The organism is Bradyrhizobium sp. CCBAU 53415 (assembly GCF_028128735.1).
In the GTDB taxonomy this organism is placed as follows: domain Bacteria; phylum Pseudomonadota; class Alphaproteobacteria; order Rhizobiales; family Xanthobacteraceae; genus Bradyrhizobium.
The window spans coordinates 346,583-368,076 of record NZ_LBJF01000023.1; the positions used below are offsets into that span (position 1 = coordinate 346,583).

Annotated in this window: 24 protein-coding genes; 10 read left to right on the forward strand and 14 right to left on the reverse strand. The window is 66.1% G+C overall.

All coding sequences use genetic code 11. From position 1 onward, the window contains the following. Positions 1-18 precede the first annotated feature (18 nt). Together rpsR and rpsF are read right to left on the reverse strand one after the other, a co-directional pair. The gene (gene rpsR, locus XH87_RS17495; protein ID WP_007592020.1) at positions 19-258 is read right to left on the reverse strand and encodes a 30S ribosomal protein S18; all 240 of its coding nucleotides are present in this window, start codon (positions 256-258) and stop codon (positions 19-21) included. A 5-nt stretch (positions 259-263) separates the two neighbouring features. Beyond that, positions 264-731: a 30S ribosomal protein S6 gene (gene rpsF / locus XH87_RS17500; RefSeq protein ID WP_271588230.1), complete on the reverse strand. Its 468-nt coding sequence runs from the start codon at positions 729-731 to the stop codon at positions 264-266. Positions 732-1,074: 343 nt separating this feature from the next. Here rpsF and XH87_RS17505 point away from each other — a divergent pair, with 343 nt between their 5' ends. The 9 genes from XH87_RS17505 (at position 1,075) to gmk (ending at position 9,681) form a co-directional block, all read left to right on the forward strand. Continuing rightward, positions 1,075-1,779, forward strand: a complete 705-nt coding sequence (locus XH87_RS17505; protein ID WP_271588231.1) for a TetR/AcrR family transcriptional regulator C-terminal domain-containing protein — start codon at positions 1,075-1,077, stop codon at positions 1,777-1,779. A 3-nt stretch (positions 1,780-1,782) separates the two neighbouring features. Beyond that, positions 1,783-2,808, forward strand: coding sequence for a fatty acid desaturase family protein (locus tag XH87_RS17510; RefSeq protein WP_271588232.1), 1,026 nt, complete (start codon positions 1,783-1,785; stop codon positions 2,806-2,808). 174 nt (positions 2,809-2,982) lie between these two features. Beyond that, positions 2,983-3,942: an ACP S-malonyltransferase gene (gene fabD / locus XH87_RS17515; protein ID WP_271588233.1), complete on the forward strand. Its 960-nt coding sequence runs from the start codon at positions 2,983-2,985 to the stop codon at positions 3,940-3,942. 11 nt (positions 3,943-3,953) lie between these two features. Then, complete coding sequence (gene fabG / locus XH87_RS17520; protein WP_271588234.1) at positions 3,954-4,691, forward strand: 3-oxoacyl-[acyl-carrier-protein] reductase; 738 nt, start codon at positions 3,954-3,956, stop codon at positions 4,689-4,691. 312 nt (positions 4,692-5,003) lie between these two features. Beyond that, a complete protein-coding gene (locus tag XH87_RS17525) occupies positions 5,004-5,243 on the forward strand; it encodes an acyl carrier protein (RefSeq protein WP_008551805.1) in 240 nt (79 codons plus the stop codon). Positions 5,244-5,350: 107 nt separating this feature from the next. Beyond that, positions 5,351-6,616 (forward strand): beta-ketoacyl-ACP synthase II, encoded by a 1,266-nt coding sequence (gene fabF, locus XH87_RS17530; RefSeq protein ID WP_271588235.1) that lies wholly within the window; start codon positions 5,351-5,353, stop codon positions 6,614-6,616. Positions 6,617-6,742: 126 nt separating this feature from the next. After that, a complete protein-coding gene (gene mltG / locus XH87_RS17535) occupies positions 6,743-8,017 on the forward strand; it encodes an endolytic transglycosylase MltG (protein WP_271588236.1) in 1,275 nt (424 codons plus the stop codon). Positions 8,018-8,130: 113 nt separating this feature from the next. Next, positions 8,131-9,018 carry a YicC/YloC family endoribonuclease gene (locus XH87_RS17540; RefSeq protein WP_271588237.1) on the forward strand — a complete coding sequence of 296 codons (888 nt, stop codon included), beginning with the start codon at positions 8,131-8,133 and terminating at the stop codon, positions 9,016-9,018. A gap of 3 nt (positions 9,019-9,021) precedes the next feature. Beyond that, positions 9,022-9,681 (forward strand): guanylate kinase, encoded by a 660-nt coding sequence (gene gmk, locus XH87_RS17545; RefSeq protein ID WP_271588238.1) that lies wholly within the window; start codon positions 9,022-9,024, stop codon positions 9,679-9,681. Here gmk and XH87_RS17550 read toward each other — a convergent pair. From XH87_RS17550 to XH87_RS17575, 6 genes are all read right to left on the reverse strand, one after another. After that, the gene (locus XH87_RS17550) at positions 9,614-10,825 is read right to left on the reverse strand and encodes a hypothetical protein (protein ID WP_271588239.1); all 1,212 of its coding nucleotides are present in this window, start codon (positions 10,823-10,825) and stop codon (positions 9,614-9,616) included. The two genes, gmk and XH87_RS17550, sit on opposite strands and share 68 nt — an antisense overlap. Positions 10,826-10,976: 151 nt before the next feature. Continuing rightward, a complete protein-coding gene (locus tag XH87_RS17555; RefSeq protein WP_271588240.1) occupies positions 10,977-11,465 on the reverse strand; it encodes a hypothetical protein in 489 nt (162 codons plus the stop codon). Between the two features lie 27 nt (positions 11,466-11,492). Then, complete coding sequence (locus XH87_RS17560) at positions 11,493-12,836, reverse strand: caspase family protein (RefSeq protein ID WP_271588241.1); 1,344 nt, start codon at positions 12,834-12,836, stop codon at positions 11,493-11,495. 943 nt (positions 12,837-13,779) lie between these two features. Continuing rightward, entirely contained in the window at positions 13,780-14,661 is an 882-nt protein-coding gene (locus tag XH87_RS17565) for an AraC family transcriptional regulator (RefSeq protein ID WP_271588242.1), read from the reverse strand. A 44-nt stretch (positions 14,662-14,705) separates the two neighbouring features. Continuing rightward, complete coding sequence (locus XH87_RS17570) at positions 14,706-14,948, reverse strand: helix-turn-helix domain-containing protein (protein ID WP_271588343.1); 243 nt, start codon at positions 14,946-14,948, stop codon at positions 14,706-14,708. Positions 14,949-14,969: 21 nt separating this feature from the next. Then, positions 14,970-15,209 carry a hypothetical protein gene (locus tag XH87_RS17575; protein WP_035715351.1) on the reverse strand — a complete coding sequence of 80 codons (240 nt, stop codon included), beginning with the start codon at positions 15,207-15,209 and terminating at the stop codon, positions 14,970-14,972. A gap of 157 nt (positions 15,210-15,366) precedes the next feature. On the opposite strand from XH87_RS17575, the gene XH87_RS17580 reads away from it, so the two are divergent. Beyond that, positions 15,367-16,104 carry a Crp/Fnr family transcriptional regulator gene (locus XH87_RS17580; RefSeq protein ID WP_271588243.1) on the forward strand — a complete coding sequence of 246 codons (738 nt, stop codon included), beginning with the start codon at positions 15,367-15,369 and terminating at the stop codon, positions 16,102-16,104. A 34-nt stretch (positions 16,105-16,138) separates the two neighbouring features. Here XH87_RS17580 and XH87_RS17585 read toward each other — a convergent pair whose 3' ends face one another. The 6 genes from XH87_RS17585 to XH87_RS17610 form a co-directional block, all read right to left on the reverse strand. Then, positions 16,139-16,855 (reverse strand): Crp/Fnr family transcriptional regulator, encoded by a 717-nt coding sequence (locus XH87_RS17585; protein ID WP_271588244.1) that lies wholly within the window; start codon positions 16,853-16,855, stop codon positions 16,139-16,141. A gap of 276 nt (positions 16,856-17,131) precedes the next feature. Next, a complete protein-coding gene (locus XH87_RS17590; protein WP_271588245.1) occupies positions 17,132-17,368 on the reverse strand; it encodes a hypothetical protein in 237 nt (78 codons plus the stop codon). A 76-nt stretch (positions 17,369-17,444) separates the two neighbouring features. Beyond that, positions 17,445-18,503, reverse strand: a complete 1,059-nt coding sequence (locus tag XH87_RS17595; RefSeq protein WP_271588246.1) for an alcohol dehydrogenase — start codon at positions 18,501-18,503, stop codon at positions 17,445-17,447. 123 nt (positions 18,504-18,626) lie between these two features. Further along, positions 18,627-19,481 carry a 16S rRNA (adenine(1518)-N(6)/adenine(1519)-N(6))-dimethyltransferase RsmA gene (gene rsmA, locus XH87_RS17600; RefSeq protein ID WP_035715360.1) on the reverse strand — a complete coding sequence of 285 codons (855 nt, stop codon included), beginning with the start codon at positions 19,479-19,481 and terminating at the stop codon, positions 18,627-18,629. After that, entirely contained in the window at positions 19,481-20,518 is a 1,038-nt protein-coding gene (pdxA, locus tag XH87_RS17605; protein ID WP_271588247.1) for a 4-hydroxythreonine-4-phosphate dehydrogenase PdxA, read from the reverse strand. Before pdxA ends, rsmA begins: the two co-directional genes overlap by 1 nt. Continuing rightward, positions 20,518-21,453: a SurA N-terminal domain-containing protein gene (locus XH87_RS17610; protein ID WP_271588248.1), complete on the reverse strand. Its 936-nt coding sequence runs from the start codon at positions 21,451-21,453 to the stop codon at positions 20,518-20,520. Before XH87_RS17610 ends, pdxA begins: the two co-directional genes overlap by 1 nt. Positions 21,454-21,494 lie beyond the last annotated feature (41 nt).

A 21,494-nucleotide genomic window follows, 5' to 3' on the forward strand; every position in this document is an offset into this window, starting at 1 on the left:
CCGGTCCAATTGGTTGTCTCAGCGAATGACGTAGGGCAGCAGGCCCAGGAAGCGCGCGCGCTTGATGGCGCGGGCGAGCTCACGCTGCTTCTTCGCGGACACCGCCGTGATGCGGCTCGGCACGATCTTGCCGCGCTCGGAGACGTAACGCATCAGGAGCTTGGAGTCCTTGTAGTCGATCTTGGGAGCATTGGCGCCCGTGAACGGGCAGCTCTTGCGACGACGGAAGAACGGGCGACGTGCACCAGCTTCAGCCATGATTCTTACTCCCCATCCGTGGTTTCAGCTTCTTCACGCGGACGGCGCGGGCCGCGCTCGCCGCGGAAACCGCCCTCGCGGTCGCCGCGGAAGCCGCCTTCGCGCTCGCCGCGGAAGCCGCCGCCACGATCGTCACGCTCGCGATCGCGGTCGGCCTTGCGCATCATCGCGGACGGGCCTTCCTCGAGCTCCTCGACGCGGACGCTGAGATAGCGGATCACGTCTTCGCTGATGCGCTCCTGGCGCTCGATCTCGGCGATCGCCGCGGACGGCGCGTCGATGTTGAGCAGCACGAAGTGCGCCTTGCGGTTCTTGTTCATGCGGTAGGTGAGGGAGCGCACGCCCCAGTTCTCGGTCTTGGTGACCTTGCCGCCGAGGCCTTCGACGATACCGGTCATCTGCGCAGTCAGCTCTTCGACCTGCTGCGGGCTCGCGTCCTGGCGCGCGAGAAAGACATGCTCATAAAGAGCCATGGTGGTCCTTTCCTCGTGTTGGCGCATCGCCCGGCGTCAAGCCCTTAAGAGGCCTTCGGAAAGGACTCTGGGATCAAGCTCAGAAGGCGGAAACACGGGACGACGGGCCGACTGGCCCTGCCACACCAAAATCACGAATGATTTGCTGAGACCGTCCGTTCAGCTCCCGGCCGGGGTCTGCGGATGCGCGCCTTATACGGATTTTGACCGGCTTTGCAAGGTTGGAGGGGCTTTTTTGAGCCGGGGCCTCCCGTCGCGGCGAGGCCGCCCCGTCCTCCTATACCACATTCTGCTTGATCTATTTGTTTGTATGTCATACAAATAAATTAACGAAGAGGAAGCCATGGCGGAAACGTCGGCCGATGCGCCGCTTGAGGCGGCAGGCGACCCCAAGCACGCCGCGCGCGCGACGCGCTCGGCCGGCCGCAAGATGCGGTCGCTGCTCCTGGATGCTGCGAGCCCGCTATTTCGGGAGCGGGGGCTGTCCGGCACGGCGATCACCGACATCGCGGCCGCCGCGGACGCATTCCCGAGCCAGATCACCTATTACTTCCGCACCAAGGAGGCGCTGTTCGTCGAATGCGCCTGCCGCGATCTCTTGTACCTCGCGCGCGCCACCGAGCAGGCGGCGCTGAAGGTGCGCACGCCCCGGGAATACACGCACGCGCTGGCCGAGACGGTCACGGCGAGCGATTCGGTCGCCTTCTTCGCGGAAGCGCTGACATTGACGCGCCGTCGCCAGGATCTCGCACCGCTGGTCGAGCGTACCATCGAGCGCCTGCACGGCGAAGGCGCGCGTGCCTATGCGAGCCAGGTCGAGCGACACGGTTGGCGTTCCCTGCGCGCGCCCGACGAAAGCTCGCGGCGCTTCTGGGCCGTCGCCATCGGCGTCATTCTCGAAGGCTACGCCATGGGCCGTTCGCCCGAGGAGCTCTGCGCCGAGATGCTGCGCGTGCTGGGCGAGCAGGCGAAATCCACCGGCGACACGGGACGCCTGCGTCTCGTCGAGGAGGCCGGCGCGTCCAGCAATTCGAATGGAGAGGGTTAGGCCATGACCGCGCTTCGCCTGCGTGCCCGCGATTTCCTGACCGACGACCAGCTTGCCGACGTGCGCCAGCGCGTGACCTGGAAAGGCGTCGCGCTGATCGCGCATGCCTGGACGCTGATCATTGCCGCCGTCGCTCTGGTCGCGTGGTGGCCCAATCCGGTCACCTACGTTCTCGCTGTCGCCATCATCGGCTCGCGCCAACTCGGCCTTGCGATTCTGATGCATGACGGTGCGCATGGCTGCCTGTCCGCCGACGAGAAGACCAATCTGGCGCTGAGCCAGTGGTTCTGCGCCTATCCGCTGTTTGCGGAGACGCGCAGCTACCGGCGCTATCACCTGCAGCATCATGCGCGTACGCAGCAGGAGGACGATCCCGATCTCGTGCTGTCGGCCCCGTTTCCAATCACCAGGCTGAGCTATCGCCGCAAGTTCATTCGCGACATCACCGGACAGACCGGCTACCAGCAGCGCAAGGCGCAATTGCTCAACGCGCTTGGGCCAAGGGACTGGCCGTGGCGGCAGCGTGCGGCGCATTTCCGGGAGAAGCTTGGCCCGCAATGTGTCGTGAACGCGATCATGTTTGCGGCGCTCGCTGCGGCCGGCGTGTGGTGGGCCTATCCGTTGCTATGGCTGGTGCCTCTGTTGACCTGGATGATGGTCATCACCCGCATTCGCAACATTGCAGAGCATGCCGTCGTCCCCGATAGCAGCGATCCCCTGCGCAACACCCGCACCACGCAAGCCAATTTTCTCGAGCGCCTGTTCATTGCGCCGTACTACGTGAACTATCACCTCGAGCATCATCTCTTGTTCTACGTGCCCTGCTACAATCTGCCGAAGGTGCATCGCCTGCTGAACGCGAGCCGGTACGCCGGCCGCCTGGAGGTGCAGCCGAACTACGCGGCGGTGCTGCGGCTGGCGACAGCCAAGCCGAACCGCGAGGATCGGCCGGGGCAACTTGTCAACAGTGCGCGCCGCGCGCAGGCCGGGGCGGAAGTCGATGCCAACCAGACCGCCGGCGGGTTTTGAGGGGGCGCATTGCCCGCTGAATGCTGGTCGACGCTCCCATCTCGGCTTGACAGTGCCGCCCCGGACGGTGTCTACGGCCCCCTTTGGAGCATGATCGAGAACCATGGCCCGAGGCCGCGCGTCATCGGCTGCCGGTTCTCGCAAGGGATCATGCCCGACAAGCGGGGAGTGCCGATGACGGCTGCATTCACATTTCCTGGGCAGGGTTCCCAGGCGGTCGGCATGGGCAAGGCCCTGGCCGACGCCTTTCCGGTAGCGCGCGCCGTGTTCGACGAGGTCGATGCCGCGCTTTCCGAGAAGCTGACGGCCGTCATCTGGGAAGGCCCGGCCGAAACCCTCCAGCTCACCGAGAACGCCCAGCCGGCGCTGATGGCGGTATCTGTCGCCACCCTGCGCGTGCTCGAGGCTGAGGCTGGTTTTTCCGTGGGACGAGATGCGGCCTTCGTCGCCGGTCATTCGCTTGGTGAATATTCGGCGCTGGCCGCGGCCGGCAGCCTGACGGTTTCGGATACCGCCCGTCTGCTTCGCACGCGCGGTCTCGCAATGCAAAAGGCCGTCCCGGTCGGCGCCGGTGCGATGGCCGCGCTGCTCGGTCTCGACTACGAAGCTGCCATGGAGGTTGCTGGCGAGGCGGCGCAGGGCCAGGTCTGCCAGGCCGCCAACGACAACGGCGGCGGGCAGGTGGTGGTCTCGGGCGACAAGGCCGCGGTCGATCGCGCCGTCGAGATCGCCAAGGCCAAGGGCGCCAAGCGCGCGATGCTGCTGCCGGTGTCCGCGCCGTTCCATTGCAAGCTGATGCAGCCGGCCGCGGACGCCATGGCAGACGCGCTGGCCAGGGTCACGATCAAGGCGCCGGCCGCGCCGCTGGTGTCGAACGTGCTGGCGAGCGCCATCACCGATCCCGATGATATCCGCCGCCGCCTGGTCGAGCAGGTCACCGGCACGGTGCGCTGGCGCGAGTCGGTCGCCTATATGGCCGGGCAGGGCGTCACCCGCTTCTTCGAGATCGGCGCCGGCAAGGTGCTGACGGGTCTCGTCAAGCGCATTGCCGACGGTGCCGTCGGCGTTGCGGTCGGCGGTCCGAACGATATTGCCGCCGCCAGGGATGCATTGGCCGCTGCGAAGCAGGCCTGAAGGAGTCATCAATGTTCGATCTGACTGGCCGAAAGGCGCTCGTCACCGGCGCGACCGGAGGCATCGGCGGCGCGATCGCGCAGGCGCTGCACGCGCAGGGCGCCACCGTCGCGATATCGGGGACGCGGAAGGACGTGCTGGACGAGCTTGCGGGCAAGCTCGGGGAGCGCGCGCATGTGCTGCCCTGCAATCTCTCCAAGGCCGACGAGGTCGAGGCGCTGGTGCCCGCTGCGGAAGCGGCGATGGGCCAGGTCGACATTCTCGTCGCCAACGCGGGCATCACCCGCGACAATCTCTTCGTGCAACTTCGTGACGAGGACTGGGACGAGGTCATCAACGTCAATCTGACCGCGACCTTCCGCCTGGCGCGCGCCGCGACCAAGCTGATGATGCGCAAGCGCTTCGGCCGCATCATCGCCATCACCTCGGTGGTCGGTGTCACCGGCAATCCGGGGCAGGGCAATTATACTGCGTCGAAGGCGGGCCTGATCGGCATGATCAAGACGTTGGGCGCCGAATACGCCAAGCGTGGCGTCACCGCGAACTGCATCGCGCCGGGCTTCATCAAGACGCCGATGACGGATGCGCTCAACGACAAGCAGCGCGAGACGATTCTGAGCAAGGTTCCGGCCGCCCGACTGGGGACGCCCGAGGACATCGCAGCGGCCGCCGTCTACCTGAGCTCGACCGAAGCATCCTATGTCACCGGGCAGACCATCCACGTCAACGGCGGTATGGCCATGATCTGACGCCTCGTGCTGCACCGCCCGTCAAGCCGGCGCGGGATGCGGCAAACGGCCGTTTCCGGAGCGAAATGAGGCTTGTAGTCAAGGCAATTGAAGTATGATAACCGGACCTTCAACGGATGGGCAAAGAACGCCATTGCAGGTTTTTGAAACCCTGTATATTGGCGATGCGGAGCCTTTGGCCGTCGTTCGCCGGGGCCTGCATCGGTTAGGATGGGCCAAATCAAAGTTCGTAAGCGAAGGCAGTCAAACGACCACGACGGCTCGTATCGTCCCGGGGGGTCGGGTCTACAGGGAACAACACGAGGTTAAGCAATGAGTGACATTGGCGAGCGGGTTAAGAAGATCGTGGTCGAACACCTTGGTGTTGAGCCCGAAAAGGTTGTCGACAACGCGAGCTTCATCGACGACCTCGGCGCCGACAGTCTGGACACCGTCGAGCTGGTGATGGCGTTCGAAGAGGAATTCGGTTGCGAGATTCCGGACGACGCCGCGGAAACGATTCTCACCGTCGGTGACGCCACGAAGTTTCTCGAGAAGAACGCGAAGAGCTAAGCTCTTCATTTTCGCGGGGACAACATTGAAACCGGACGGGCCGCTTCGCAGCGGTCAGCCGGTTTCTTGTTATTGGCCGTGAATCTTTCGATGCGGAGTTTTCTGATATGAGGCGGGTTGTCGTCACGGGTCTCGGCATGGTCTCGCCACTCGCCTGTGGCGTCGAGCCGACCTGGAAACGCATCCTTGACGGCGAAAGCGGTGCGCGCAGGATCGAGAGCTTCGATGTCTCCGATCTTCAGACCAAGATCGCCTGCACGGTCGTGCGCGGCGACGGGTCGAACGACAGCTTCAATCCCGACAAGTGGATGGAGCCGAAGGACCAGCGCAAGGTCGACGACTTCATCATCTTCGGCATGGCCGCGGCCGGCCAGGCGCTCGACGACGCCAACTGGCATCCCGAGACGGAAGAAGACAAGTGCGCGACCGGCACCATGATCGGGTCCGGTATCGGCGGCCTCAACGGCATCGCCGACACCGCGATCCTCTTGAAGGAGCGCGGACCGCGCCGGGTGTCGCCGTTCTTCATTCCGGGCCGCCTGATCAATCTCGCCTCCGGCTACGTCTCGATCGCGCACGGGCTGAAGGGGCCGAACCATGCGGTGGTCACGGCCTGCTCGACCGGCGCGCACGCGGTGGGGGATGCCGCCCGCCTGATCGCGCTCGGCGACGCCGACGTGATGGTCGCGGGCGGCGCCGAGTCGCCGATCAGCCGCATCGGCATCGCCGGCTTCAACGCCGCGCGCGCGCTCTCGACCGGTTTCAACGACACACCCGAGAAGGCCTCGCGTCCCTACGACAAGGACCGCGATGGTTTCGTGATGGGCGAGGGCGCCGGCGTCCTGGTCCTGGAAGAACTCGATCATGCCAGGCGCCGCGGCGCCAGGATCTATGCCGAGGTGATCGGCTACGGTCTTTCGGGCGATGCCTATCACATCACCTCGCCGTCGCCCGACGGCGACGGCGGTTTCCGCAGCATGTTGGCGGCGCTGAAGCGCGCCGGCCTTACGCCGTCCGATCTCGACTACATCAACGCGCACGGCACCTCGACGCCGCTCGGCGACGAGATCGAGCTCGGCGCGGTCGAGCGTCTGCTCGGCAATGCCGCCTCCAAGGTTGCGATGTCCTCGACCAAGTCGTCGACGGGCCATCTCCTCGGCGCGGCCGGTGCGATCGAAGCGATCTTCGCGATTCTCGCGATTCGCGATAATGTCGTGCCGCCGACGATCAATCTCGACAACCCGTCGGTCGAGACTGCGATCGATCTCGTGCCGCACAAGGCGAAGAAGCGCGAGGTCAACGTCGCATTGTCGAACTCCTTTGGTTTTGGCGGTACCAATGCGTCGGTAATCTTCCGGCGCCTGGCCGATTAGTTTGCGTTTGAGGCGAATCCACCGTTTTGCCGTATTCGGCGATAGTCATGGACGTGGGCGCGCGCGTTTTGGCAGGGCAAACGATTGTCGGGCCGTGATTGAACCGGCAGGATTCAGGTTGTTTCGATGAGTGAAAGGCCGCCCATTTCACCCCGGAGTCCGCGGGCAGCGCTCGAGCCCGAGCAGCTTCCGCCGCCGCCCAAGCGATCGGACCGCGCGCGCAGTCCTCTGGTGATCGTCGGCAACGCCATCATCACCCTGCTGCTGATCAGCATGATTGGCGCCGGCGGCGTCTATTATTACGGCCGGCAGGCGCTCGAGGCGCCGGGACCGCTCAAGGACGACAAGATCGTCAACATCCCGCAGCGCGCGGGCAAGCGCGACATTGCCGAGACCCTGAACCGGGAAGGCGTGACCGACGTCAATCCCTGGGTGTTCATCGCCAGCGTCGCCGCGTTGAAGGCGAGCTCGGATCTCAAGCCGGGTGAGTATTCGTTCCAGAAGCACGCCTCCTTGCGCGACGTCATCGCCACCATCGTCGAGGGCAAGGTGGTGCAGCATGCGGTCACGATTCCCGAGGGCCTGACTTCCGAGCAGATCGTGGCGCGGCTGTCCGACAACGACATCTTCACCGGCGGCGTGCGCGAACTGCCGCGCGAGGGCACGTTGCTGCCGGAGACCTACAAATTCCCGCGCGGCACGACGCGCGAGCAGGTGATCCAGCGCATGCAGCAGGCGCACAAGCGCGTGCTGGCCGAGATCTGGGAGCGCCGCAGCCAGGACATTCCGGTGAAGACGCCGGAGCAGCTCGTGACGCTGGCCTCCATCATCGAGAAGGAGACCGGCAAGCCCGACGAGCGCAGCCGCGTCGCGGCGGTGTTCGTCAATCGCCTGAAGCAGCGGATCAAGCTGCAGTCTGATCCGACGATCATCTACGGTCTCGTCGGTGGCAAGGGCACGCTGGGCCGGCCCATCAAGCGCAGCGAGATCACGCAGCCCTCGCCCTACAACACCTATGTGATCGAGGGCCTGCCGCCGGGGCCGATCTCCAACCCGGGCCGCGCCTCGCTCGAAGCTGCCGCCAACCCGGCCCGCACCCGCGACCTCTATTTCGTCGCGGACGGCACCGGCGGGCACGCCTTCACCGAGACCTACGACGCGCACCAGAAGAACGTCGCGAAACTCCGCGCGATGGAGAAGCAGATTCAGAACGACGCGGTGGAGCCGGTCGAGGATGCGCAGCCGCCGGCGGCCAGCGCGCCGGCTGCCGCCGATCCGCCGACCGCGACCACACCGGCGCGCCCCAGTCAGCAGAAAAGGCCGCCGGCGGCGCGCCCCGCCAATCCCGCGCCGGCCCGGCAGGGCGCGGTGCAGTCCTCGCCGCCGGTGGTCCAGCGCTAGGCTCGCGGACCTTGCCTGCGGACATTGCGGATTCCACTTTCCGGCAAAATAGTCTTAAGATTCGCGTGGCTTGATGGCCTCGCGAATCCCGTGTTCCTGGAGAATCTCAACCGATGGCGCTGTCGTCCATGACCGGCTTTGCCCGAAGCCACGGCGCGAGCGGGCCGTACACGTTCGAATGGGAATTGAAGTCGGTCAACGCCAAGGGCTTTGACCTCAGGGTGCGGCTGCCGCAGGGGTTCGACGAACTCGAGACCCATGCCAAGAAGCGCGCCGGCGAACTGCTGTCGCGTGGCACCGTCTATGCCAATCTCAACGTCAAGCGCACCAACGCCGCCGCCACGGTCCGCGTCAACGAGGACGTGCTCAACGCCGTGCTGAAGGCCGCCGCAATGATCTCCGGCAAGGTCGATGCGGTGGCGCCGAGCGTCGACGGCCTGCTCGCCATCAAGGGCGTGGTCGAGGTCGCCGAGCCCGAGGGCGACGAGGAGGAGGACAAGGCCGCGCGGGCCGCTGCGGCCGAAGCCTTCGACAAGGCGCTCGCCGACCTCGTCGAGATGCGCAGGCGCGAGGGGACCTCGCTCGGGCAGATCCTGACCCAGCGGGTCGACGAGATCGAGCAGCTTGCGAGAAAGGCGGAAGCGGCGCCCGGCCGCAAGCCCGAGGCGATCAAGGCGAAGCTCACCGAGCAGATCGCAACTCTGCTCGACACCTCCGACCGTTTCGATTCCGATCGCCTGATGCAGGAAGCGATCCTGATCGCGACCAAGGCCGACATCCGCGAGGAACTCGACCGCATCGCCTCCCACATCGCGCAGGCGCGCGAGCTGATCGGCAAGGGCGGCCCGATCGGGCGCAAGCTCGATTTTCTGGCGCAGGAGTTTCACCGCGAGGTCAACACCTGCTGCTCGAAGTCGAACGACATCGAGCTCACCAACACGGGGCTCGCCATGAAGAACGTGGTCGAGCAGTTCCGCGAGCAGGTCCAGAATCTGGAGTGATCGATGACGACGGGCGGTCACGGAACTGACGGTGTCGAGCGGCGCGGATTGATGTTCGTGCTGTCCTCGCCCTCGGGCGCGGGCAAGACGACGCTGTCGCGTCTCCTGATCGAGCGGATGCCGGGCCTCAGGATGTCGGTCTCCGCCACCACGCGCGCCAAGCGTCCAGGCGAGGTCGACGGCCGCGACTATCTGTTCGTCGACAAGGCGAGGTTCGAGGCCATGGTGAGGGGCGACGAGCTGCTGGAATGGGCAACCGTGTTCGACAACAGCTACGGCACGCCGCGCGCGCCGGTCGAAGCGGCGCTTTCGTCCGGACAGGACGTGCTGTTCGACATCGACTGGCAGGGTACGCAGCAGCTGCGCGAGAAGGCCCGCGCCGACGTCGTCAGCGTCTTCATCCTGCCGCCCTCGGCCGGAGATCTCGAGAAGCGCCTGCACTCACGCGCGCAGGATTCCGACGAGGTGATCCGCAAGCGGATGAGCCGCGCCAGCCACGAGATGAGCCACTGGGCCGAGTACGACTACATCGTGATCAACCACGACGTCGACGAGGCCTTCGCCGAGGTGCAGTCGATCCTGAAGGCCGAACGCCTCAAGCGCGAGCGGCGGATCGGCCTCGTAGGCTTCGTTCGAAGTTTGCAAGGTCAGCTTCAAGGCTAGGCCGCGACAGGCGCGGCCCTTCCTTCGCCAGCTGTTCCAGCATCGTCGTGATGACGTCGACGTCGACGGCATCGGCTTCACGAGCTGACGGTGCGTCATGGCGGTCCTCGCCGATCTCGTTGGCGGCGAGCTCGGGCGCCGAGGGCACGGTCTCGATTTTCTTGTCGACCATCCTGGTCTCGACCTTGGCACGCTTGATCTCGGCAGAATCTGCGGCCGCGGCGGCACGTTGCCTGCGCGCGTCGATCAGGTCGATCTCGCGGCCGATCGCGGCAAGTTTGGTCACTTGTGTTGTCGGCTGCGGACGTACCGCATCGAAGTCGACGGGGTGCAACGGCCTGGCGTCGGCCGGCGTTGAATCGAGCCAGGGCGCACGGCTTCCGTCATGGTTCTGCATCTCCCGATCGTCCCAATGTCCGTGACGGTCGGCGGACTGGAGGCGGACGCGCGCGCCGGCGAAGCGGTAGACAAGGCTGGCGAGGAGTCCGGCGAGCGCCAGCGCGCCGCCGATCACGAGCAGCAGCATCTGGAGCGAGCCGGTCGTCTTGTCGGCCGTGCCGTCTGCCGCAGCGGGGGACGGGGATCTTGATGGCTTTGCGCCCGGCTGCGCGGCGGCCGCGACAGCGGTTGGTGCCGGCGGCGGCGCTGGCGGAGCGGCCGCTGCGGAGACATCGGGCCAGGGCGCGGTGTCGGCGGGTTGCCGCGCGTTGCCGTCAGCGGCCTGGTCGGCGGATTGTTGTACCGGCGTCGCGGCGGCTTGCGCAGGGGCGTTCGGCGTCTTGGGGGCGGCGTCGCTCCGCGGCGTCAGATATTCAGCGCGCGCGTCCTGCACCGCGTGCTGCGGCGGCGCCGGCGCATCCGCCGCCGGTGTATCGCCGGCGGCCTGCGCGGTTTGCGCGGTCCTCGCGCTGTCCTTGTCGCCCGCGGCGCGCAGATACCAGCATTTCCGCTTCGTTGTGCGGTCGAGGCGATAGTACCAGTGCTGCCCCTGCGGCGCGGCGCTCTTCGGCGCGGCAAGGCATTCGGTGGCCGCGTTGGCCGTGCTCGATGCGGTTGGCGCGTTCTGCGACAGCGCGGCCAATGGCGCGCCTGCAACGATGCTGGCGACGACGGTAGAAATCAACTTTGCGGCGCGGTTGCCCATCCTGGTCTCCCGGTTACGCATGACGCAACTCTCAACCAGCCCCTTCTCGTCAAAGAGTTGGGTGGCAATGAGCCGCAAATCCGGAGAGGATGTGGCTTGAATTGGGCCTGCGGCGCGTTCGTTCCGCGGCGATGTCAGGCCTTTTTCCGCCTTACTGCTTGGCTGAGGTCCAGGTTCCGCCGCAGCCGTCGGAGCGACGCCACGTCCCGGACCCGCTGCGGCCGGAGAGGCGGCCCGCGCCGGTGAAGGTTACGCCCTGGCCTTGTCCGCGTGTGCTGACCGAGCCGCTCTGGCTAACGGTTCCGGTCACGCCTTCGCCGATGACTCTGCCCGAGCTGACCACGACCGCGCCGCTCGTAGAGCCGCCGCAGCCGACGCTGGTGACGATCCAGGCGCCGTCAAAGCCGCCACGTCCACCTCCGCTTCGCCGGGACGACGAGCGCGACTCGTCGGCCGGCTTGCTCCGGCGTGCGGACGGAGCCGGTTCGGTCGAGCGGTCCGAACGCGAGCCCGACAGCGACTTCTCGTCATTGCCGATCGAGCCGCCGGCGCTGCCGGACTGCGCGAAGGCGCACGACGAGGCGATGGCGAGGTTGAGGAGAAAGGCAAGGGTAGTCGTACGGGTGATGGCATTGGGCATGAGCAAAAAATCCGAATGAAAAAGGTATCAGCGGCCGGAGCCGTCGGCGCAGACGGATCCGATAATGCGGCAAGCTTTGCCAGCCTTGCCGCATTCGTCAAGCGCCGCGTCTTTCGCGCGCTGCACGCTGTCGCGCTGGACCAGCGACCACGACTTGTCGGAGATGGCGAAGGCGCCGCAGCTTCGGCCGTAGAACGAGAGCTCGATCGGACATTTGGCGTCGCCGCAATTGCCGCGTGCGTCCGCCACCGAGGCGCGCCGCGAGGCGTGATTCCACGACATGCCCCATTTGCTGCTGTCGGGCCCGTAGACGATCGAGCCCCACGGCTTCAGATCCTCCATCTTGCGCATCCTCAGCAGCAGGCCTTCGGTCGCTTCACCTGTCGGCGCCATCGAGATCCGCTGCTGGAGTTTCGTGATCGCGCGCGTCAGGCCGTCGGGCGTGTCAGGATCGAAATTGAGCTCGTAGAGCCGCTCGCTCAGTTCGCTGAGCAGGGCGGCATCGCGCAGCGGCACGCGGTCGGGGTCGGCGCGCAGCCGATCGGGCAACGGATCGGGCGGCATCGCCGCGACCTGCGGCGGCGGGCTTTGCCTCGGCGGCACGAAATAGAAGGTGCCGTCGATCGGCGAGGACGATACCCAGGGCTGCTGCGCGCCTGATGTGGCGCGTTTCACGGCAAGACCGACCTGGTTGAAGGTCTGAAACACGTCGAGGCCCGCGACCCGGATCGTCGTGGCGAGCGCCTTGGTATAGGGGCTATGGCCGTCGCTGCCGTCCTGGGCGACGTTGCCGGGCTGGGTCGCATAGGAGATCAGCGTGCCCTCCGGCGCACGCATCTGCGCGAGGCCGCCGTCGGAGGAACGAAGGCCGCGAGAGCCAAAGGGGTTGTTACGGCAGGCATCGAGGATCACGAGGTTGAGGCGCGTGCCTGAACCCTGCATCTGGCGCAGCACGAGGTTGACGTCGGTCATCTGGAAATCGACGTCGGCCTCCCGGGTCGGATTGGCGCCGACGGGCACGAGATAGTTGGAGCCTGCGACCTGCACGCCGTGGCCGGCATAATAGAACAGCGCGACGTCGGCGCCCTGGACCTGCCGGCCAAAGCTCTGCACCGCGATATCCATCGCGCCCTTGTCGAGATCGAGCTGGGCGCGTCCGCCGACCAGCGTGAAGCCGAGCGCGCCGAGCGTCTCCGCCATCAGGCTGGCGTCCCTGGACGGATTGTCGAGCGGGGTGATGTTCTTGTAGGCGGAGTTGCCGACCACGAGCGCGATGCGCTTCTCGGCCGATGCTTGAAGCGTCGTGACGGCGAGCACGGCGGCGATCAGCGCTGCCAGCCCCGGGACGCGATTGAAAATCCTCGCGCGCATCAAAAATCCTCAAAATAATGGTGCCAGTCTAACAGCCCGCCGCGCGGGCGAAAAGCGCCGCGACAGTCTGCGCCTGCGAGCGAGGGTCATGACGCCGCGTTCCCGCGGCGCGTTTCGCCCGAGCTTTGCGGTTTCGTTCACGCCCCTTGAAGGCCAAAGGGCGCAGGGAAGGCCGGGCGCCGGCGGCACCCGCAGATCCGTGCGCGACAGAAGTGCACACGGGGTGGATCACGGGTTGGCCGAACGCCCGGCCTTCCCTGCGCGGCTGGTTTTAACGGTGTCCTTCGTGCTCTCCCCGGGGAGCGATGCACTATTGCCCCCGTCGCCTTGCGGATAGCTGATGCGCGCGCCGGTTGGCCGCCACATCACCGCAAGCCTTGACGCACAGACCCCGGGCGCCAGGACCACACGACTTCTCCGTCCGCGGACGGTCCCGCCGGAGCGTCGAGGGCTGGCGCGTGCTCACCCCCGAGCTCAACGAGACCGCTGTTACGGCGCCGTGTCGTGCCGCGTCGCGTGAGGACTCACGGTTGCCCGCCCTGTCTTCCCGCTGATCCGCGCCGGCGCTGCCGCGTCCACCGCCACCCGGCCCGCATCTCGTGACGATCGCGAAGCGCCCCTTTGGCAAGGGCCGGGATGTCGCGTGTATGCCATAAATCCGAAATTCGGGAAAGTGAAATATTTGTGCAACGAGGGCTTGACCAGGGTGTTTTGCCCGACGCCTCGCGAGCGGTGGGCCCGGTCTCCACTCGTCATTCCGGGGCGCCCTGAAAGGGCGAGCCCGGAATCCATCGCACGTCGAAGCATGCGGCCCGATGGATTTCCGGGCCCGCGTGCTTGCGCCCGCATCCCGGAATGATTGTAGGTGTGGTGACGGAAGTTCAGTCCAACGGCAACGTCGCCTTCCCTTTAATCGGAAGCGCAAGTCCGCCACCCGAGACCGTTATCTCAGCGGCAGGAATAGATCCGCGGTCGCCTCGTGATCGGGGACTTCCGGGACGAAGCTCAGTCGCTGGCAATAGATCGGGAAGTCGCGTGCTTCCTCGCCGCTGGCCGGAAGCCAGTCGCGATAAAGGTAGAGCGCGGCGGGCTCCAGATTGCCGGTGTTGCCGACGACGCGCAACACGGCGCAGCGTCCGCCGGGAATTTCGCCGCACCTGATCGCTTCGCCGTTCGGCTCGACCGGCTGGTCGGTTCCGACACAGAGGTCCACGCTATAGTCGGCAGGCGAGGCAGGCCGCCGCTCGGAACGCCAGACATTGAAGGTCGGGCTTGTCCTGGGATGCAGGCCGGCGGCTTTGCGCCAGGCGATGAAGCGCTGGATGGTGGTGGGCAGCGTCGCCGGCTCGCCCCGATGCTCCATGATCGCGACTGCCGTCGTCGGCACGTCGCGGATCGTCACGTCGTCGGTCGTAAAGGTCTTCTGCATGAACTTGCTCCTCGCGTTGTCGAGAGGCCCGAAGGCCGCAAGCCACGGCTCCCAATCGGGAGACTTCCTGAACGACGACGGCGATTGGCCGAACCGTTGCCGAAAGGCGCGGGCGAAGGCGTCAGGTGCGTCGTAGCCGGCATCCATCGCGATGTCGGTGACGCTCTCGGCGTCGCCGTAGGCCAACCGGTATGAAGCGCGCTTCATGCGGGCGAGCTGGATATAGCGATGCACCGACAGCCCGAAGGTCGCCGTGAACTGCCGGTGGAAGTGAAACTTCGAATAGGCTGCGACGCTGCTCAGCGCATCCAGGTCCAGATCGTCGTCCAGATGCCGGTCGATGTGATCGAGCACCCGCTGCATCCGGGCATGGTAGTTGTGAAGCGCCGCCGTCATCGTTCCGTTCTCCGTGGCAGCACCAGCTAGAGCGCGGGCGGGCTTCACGTGCTCGACCGATCTTGCGGTTTTGCCACGGGCGGCGGAACGTCGCGAAGATAGTCCGGCGCGAAATCCGCTAAGGCGGCACAACTCTTCGGGTTGCAGCAGCTCGATCTCGCTGCCCCCCAGGCGATCAATCCACGATGCCTCAGCTCCTGGATGGTGCGATTGATGTGGACGATCGACAGTCCGCAGGCATCCGCGACGTGCCGCTGCGTCCTGCAGACGCGCGATGAACTTTGGATGCGGCATGCGTGCGTGCTGCTTCAGTCGTTCGGCGGCCTTGATACTTCGGCGAAGCGCCGCGAGAGCTTGGCGAGGGTCCAGTTGGAGACTGGCTCAGAGCGGAACTCGCGGATGGCGCGGGCGAGTTCCCGATCCGACATCGGTCGGACCGGCTCCTTCAACGTGCCATTCTCGAAGGCATCGCTGATGAAGTCGAGGTGCGCGCTCGTTTCAGATGCGAACAGGGTGCGGATGCGCTCCAGAATGGTCGTAGGGCTCATGAGACGGACGGGCTCGGTGCTTGCGAGTGATCGGTGGGATGCGACCCGGGCCGATCGCAAACCGGTTAGCAACCTGTGCTTCCGACTGGCGTTCTAGTCCGCTGAACCCAAGCCAGGCGTATCATTTGATAGACCCGGCGCGATTTTTGACGGCCCCATGGAACAAGCCCACGACGTGCTGATCCGGAACCTTTGCGGGCACACCGCGCTCGCCGCGGAGGATATCGCCGAGATCCGCACGCTCACCTTCACTGTGCGCGATTTCCTGCCGAACGAGGACTTCATCCGTCAGGGTGACCAACCCGAGCATTCGGCGCTGGTCGTGTCCGGCATGGTCGCGCGCTACCACCTGCTCGGCAGCGGGGGGCGACAATATCTTGCATTCCACCTCACCGGCGACCTGCCGGATGCGCAGGGGCTGTTCATCGAGCAGATGGACCATGGATTGAGTGCGCTGGGGCCGGCCTCGGTCGCCTTCATCCCGCATCGCGAATTGCTCATCGCGTTTCGGCGGCGGCCGACCTTTAGCCAGGCCGTCTGGCGCGAGACGCTGCGCGATGCCGCGATCTTTCGCGAGGCCATCACCAACAACAGCGCCCGGCCGATGCAGGTGCGCATGGCGCATTTGTTCTGCGAGCTGTTCTACCGCGCCCGCGCGGCAGGACTCGTCCGTGGCAATCGCTGCCGCGTGCCGATCAGCCTGGCGCAGCTCGGCGAGACGCTGGGCATGGCAATCGCAACGGTGAACCGGACGCTCGCCGAGCTCAGGCGGAGCGGAGCAATGGATCTACGGGACGGCGAGTTGATTGTGCTGAAATGGCGCGAATTGCAGCGGCTCGGAGATTTCAGTCCGATCTATCTACACCTGAAGCGCCGATCGCTGCGCCAAGCCTGAGGTCCTCTTGCGAGCGATCAGATGCGATCAAATGCTAGTCGCCGGCGGTGGCCGCGCCCAGCACTTCGTCGAAGTGCTTCTTGACCCAATCGTTGCAGCAGCAGGCCCTGGCGTCGAGTGCCGGTGCGTCGAGGATCAGGATGGCGCCGCGGCGGGTGGCGAGGATGCGCCTCGCCTTGAACATCTGGATGACACGGCTGGCATAGCTGCGGGAGACGCCCAGCATGCCGGCGAGCTGCTCGTGGGTGAGGGGGATCTCGGCCCCGCCGATCCGATCCTGCGTGGAGATGATCCACTTGGCGGCGCGCTGCTCGATCGAATGCGCGGCGTTGCACGCCGCGGTTTGCAGCAATTGCGCGAATTGGCAGTCGGCATAGCGCGAAAAGGTCTCTTGCAGCGCTGCCGACCTCTGCTGCGCCTGCTCGAGCGCGCGCAGCGGCAGTCGGACGAGCGTGCCGCTCAGCTTCACGACGATGCGGGAATAGGCGAGCGAAGGATTGCGGCCGGCGGCAACGCCCACCGCCCCCTCGCGTCCCACCAGCAGGCTCTCGACCTCGCGATCATCCTCGACCGGCACGGCGAACGACACGAGCGTGGGACCGCAGGGGAAATGAATGGCCGCAACGGCGTCGCCGGCGTGATGCAGGATATGGCCCGTCTCGACTTCGACCGGTTGGAGATGGGGTGCGAGGAGTTCGAAATCTCGGGAGGTGAGCTGCCGGAGCAGATCGTTCTGGGGCCGACCGGTCACAGTTTCTTCTCTTGGCTGGCCGGGAATCGGCGCCGATCAGAAGCCTACGTTTCCGTGACGGAACCGACGGTTCCAAAGTGCACACAAGGGCTTCGTGAACGGTTGAGAATTGCCGCGTCGGAAGTGGCGGTTGCGTGCGTGCAGGTCCGGCAGCGTTGATCTCGCCGAGTCTGTTCAGAAGTGAACATAGTCGGCCTGCGGATCGGCGGGCCGTCCGGCTGCCAAGCGTCTTATCCGTACGCTTTGCACGGCGGGCCCGAGGGGCGGCGATGAACATCACCCGACGCGTGCTCGGCAATCGCCCGCGGGATGGCGTTGGGCCGCATGCGCGCGGAAGGCGTCGATCGCCTTGTTGGCAAGCATCAACTGCCGGCGTTCGCCGGTCCGGAGCTGGGCTTCGATGGCGTCGAGCAGGAGATTCGCGCTCTCGTCCGGTGGGCCGAGCTCGCCGCTCCGCTCCAGACAGCTCCAGGCGATGAAGAATGCGCTTTCGACGGTGCAGCGAATGGACATGCGCTGCCAACGCGGCGCGGCCGAAGGCGTTCCGTGCGGCGGGCGAGACTTGCGTCGCGCCCGCCGCTGGAGTGGATCAGTTCTTCAGCACGATGCGGCCGACGACCTTGCCGGCGCGAAGCTCGTCGATCCATTTCTGCACGTCGCCCATCGGCTCCTCGCGCATCGGCGTCGGCTTGATCTTGCCGGCGCGTGCAAGCGCCATCAGCTCGTGGGCCTCACTGAGCGTGCCGACCATGAATCCTTCGATGGTCATGCGCTTGTAGACCCATTGCACCATCGGCAGCGTGAACTGGCCGCCCATCAGGCCGGAGACCACGATCTTGCCGCCGCGCGCGGCGACGGCGACCGCGAAGGCCATCGACTTCTCGTTGCCGGCGAAATCGACGATCTCGTCGAAGCCGCCTTCGGTCTCCTTCAGGATACGCTTGACGACGTCGGGCTCGGACGGGTCGTAGGCGACTGCGGCGCCGTTCTTCAGCGCGGTATCCCGGGCGGCCGGCGAGAGGTCGGCGACCGTGATCGGCTGCTTGAACATCGCCTGCGCGAACGACAGGCCCATCATGCCGACGCCGCCAAGGCCGATCAGCAAGAGGTTGCGCTGGCGCGGACGGTCGACCAGGCGCTTGAGCGCGCCGTAGGCGGTGACGCCGGAGCACATCAAGGTCGCGGCCTGGTTGACGGGAAGGGGATCGTAGTCGAGCAGGTATTTCGCGTCGGGCACCAGCACGTGGCTGGCGAAGCCGCCGTCGATGGAGACGCCGAGGAAGCGCTGCTTGACGCAGAGGTTCTCGTCGCCGTTCTGGCAATCGCGGCACTGGCCGCAGCCGATCCATGGGAAGACGGCTTTCCTGGCGCCGACGAGGCCGGCTGCTACGTCCGGGCCGACTTCGTCGACGACGCCGGCGATCTCGTGGCCGAGCGTGAAGGGCAACGTCATACCGCGCGTGGTGTCCAGCTTCTTGCCGCCGCCGAGATCGGCATAGCCGTCCTGGATGTGCAGGTCGGAATGACAGAGGCCGCAGCGCTCGATGCGCACCAGCACTTCACGGCCTTGCGGCTTGGGCGTGTCGACGATGGTCTCGCACAGCGGCGCATCGAACTTGACCAGGGACTGCCGACGCATCAACGCCATTTTCTTTCCTCCGGAATTTGCGCCAAAGCGTTCGCTTCGGTTCGCCATTTGAGCATGATCTGATCGGAAAACCGCTTCACGCTTTGCGCTAACGCGGCCCTTCGGGTCCGGATCATGCTTCGCTCACGTTTCGCCGCGTATATCGGCCAATTCGCGCGCCATGGCAACAAAGCCGGAGATCGGAATGGTCTCGGCGCGCCGCGTTGCATCGACGCCGGCGGCGCTCGCCAGCCGTGCGGGATCGACGCCGAGCGACTTCAGGCTTTGCCGCAGCATCTTGCGGCGCTGGCCGAAGGCGGCGGCTGCGACCTGTTCGAGCAGCTTGCGCTCGCACGGCAGCGGCTCTGCGCGCGGCACGAGGCGCACGACGGAGGAGGTGACCTTCGGCGGCGGCACGAAGGCGGACGGCGCAATGTCGAACAGGATCCTGGTCTCGCAGCGCCAGTTGGCGAGCACGCCGAGCCGGCCATAGGCCTCCTCGTTCTCGCGCGCCACGATGCGCTCGCCGACCTCGCGCTGGAACATCAGGACCATCATCTCGTACCAGGGCGGCCAGGGCTCGATGGTGAGCCAGTTGATGAGAAGCTGGGTCGCGATGTTGTAGGGCAGATTGGCGACGATTTTTGCGCGGTCGCCCGAGAGCAGCGGACGCGGATCAAAGGTCATGGCATCGCCATGCACGATCTCGAGCCGCCCGGGATAGCGCGCCGAAATGTCCTGCAAGGCGGGGATCGCGCGCTCGTCATGCTCGATGGCGACGACCCGTCTGGCGCCGAGTGCGAGGAGGGCCCGCGTCAGCCCGCCCGGGCCGGGGCCGATCTCGACGATCGTCGCCTCGTCCAGCGGCGCGGCCGCGCGCGCGATCCGCGCGGTCAGGTTGAGGTCGAGCAAGAAGTTCTGGCCGAGCGACTTCCTGGCCGATAGCGCATGCCGTCGAATGACCTCGCGCAGCGGCGGGAGGTCGTCGATCGCGCCCATCAGCTTTGCGACGCGGCCATGCGGCGCGCAAGCTTGAGCGCCGCGATCAGGCTGGCCGGATTGGCCTTGGCCGTGCCGGCGATGTCGAAGGCGGTGCCGTGATCGGGCGAGGTGCGGATGAAGGGCAGGCCGAGCGTGACGTTGACGGCGTCGTCGAAGGCGACCGTCTTGATCGGGATCAGCGCCTGGTCGTGATACATGCAGACCGCGCAGTCATAGGTCCGTCGCGCGGCCTCGTGGAACATGGTGTCGGCGGGCAGCGGGCCCCCGGCCTCGATGCCGTCGTTGCGCAGCACTTTCAGCGCCGGCGCGATGACGGTCTGCTCCTCGTGGCCGAGCGATCCGTCTTCGCCGGCATGCGGATTGAGGCCGGAGATCGCGATGCGCGGCTTTCCGATGCCGAAGCGGGATTTCAGTTCGGCGGCGACGATGCGTACGGTCGAGACGATCAGGGCGCTGGTGAGCTGGGCCAGCGCGTCGCGCATCGAGACATGGATGGTCACCGGCACCACAGCGAGCTGTGGCGACCACAGCATCATCACCGGCTGCGGAACGCGGCCGTTCTCTGCGGCAAGCTCGGCGAGGAATTCGGTGTGGCCGGGATGACGGAAGCCGGCGCGGTAGAGCACACTCTTGGCGATCGGGTTGGTGACGACGGCGCCAGCGCGACCCGCGCGCACGTCGATCACAGCCTGCCGGATCGAGGCGAGCGCGGCCGGCGCGCTGGATGCGTCGGGCTTGCCGGGCTCGGCGCTCGCGCGCTCGCCGGTCGCGACCACGGGCAGGGCATCGGTGAAGGCGGAAGCGGCCTCATTGGGGCTCACCGCGGCGATCCTGATGTCGGCGCCGAGCGCTTTGGCGCGCCGCGCGATCAGCGCCTCGTCGCCGAGCAGATAGAAGGCGGGCAGGTTCAGCTCGCGGCGCCTGAGCCAGGCTGCGATGGTGATGTCGGGGCCGATGCCGGCGGGCTCTCCCAGGGTCAGGGCAAGGGGCTTGGCTGTGGACCTGATGGCAGGCTCTGGGAGGGGCTTGGCCATCAGCGGTTGCGATATTCGATCATCGCCGCCTTGCGGAGATCTTCGAGATAGGCCTTCTGGGTCTTCTCGTACTTCTCCTGATACATCTTCTCGCGGACCTCGCGCTTCTTCGGCGTGTCGATCATGGTCGGCTTGCGCGAGCACAGCACCACCATCTCGATGCCGGCCTTGGTCATCTCCGGCGCGGTCAGGTGCCCGATCGGCGTATCGTCGAGCACCTTGCGTAGCGCCTCGGGCAGTTCCGCGCTAGTCTTGGTGATGCTGTCGCGGATGGTCGCGTTCGGCGTCGAGCGGAACAGCGAATTGGCCTCTTCGCAGCTGCCGATGCGCGCGCGATAGGTCTCGGCTTCCTTCTTCCGTGTCTCCAGGAACGCCGGGGACGAGCCGCGCGGCACGATCAGCACGATCGGCTGCATCTTGTATTCGGTGCCCTCGACCTGAAGCTTCTCGCCGGTCTGCGCCTGCACGGCCCGCGCGACGTCGCGCTCGCCGACCTGGAGGCGCTCCTTGTAGCGGCCGCGCACCAGGCTGGTCCAGACCATCTCGGCCTTCATGCGGCCCTTCAGCGTCTCGGGTCGAACGCCCTTGGATTCGAGCGATTTGGTGAGCTGGTCCGGCGTGATGCGCATGCGCTGCGCCATGCCTTCATAGGACTGGTTGATGTCGGAGACGCCGGGGTCGACACCGTACTTCTTGCCTTCCTTGAGCTTCACCTTGTCGTCGATCAGCTGGTTGATGACCTCCTGCCGGCTTGGGGTCTTCTGCGTCGTCAGCTGGTCGAGCTTGGAGCGCTGCTCGATGTCGAAATCGGTGATCGGGTCGCCGTTGACCATGACGACGATGTTCTGCGCGCGCGCCGGCGAGGGCAGGGCGTTCAGCATCAGCCCGGCACCGATGGCGAGAAGGAGGCGGAAGACAGGCAATGGAGTCGTCATGATGTCGCTCGCATGTCAGTCGCGTTGTGGTGAGGCATACG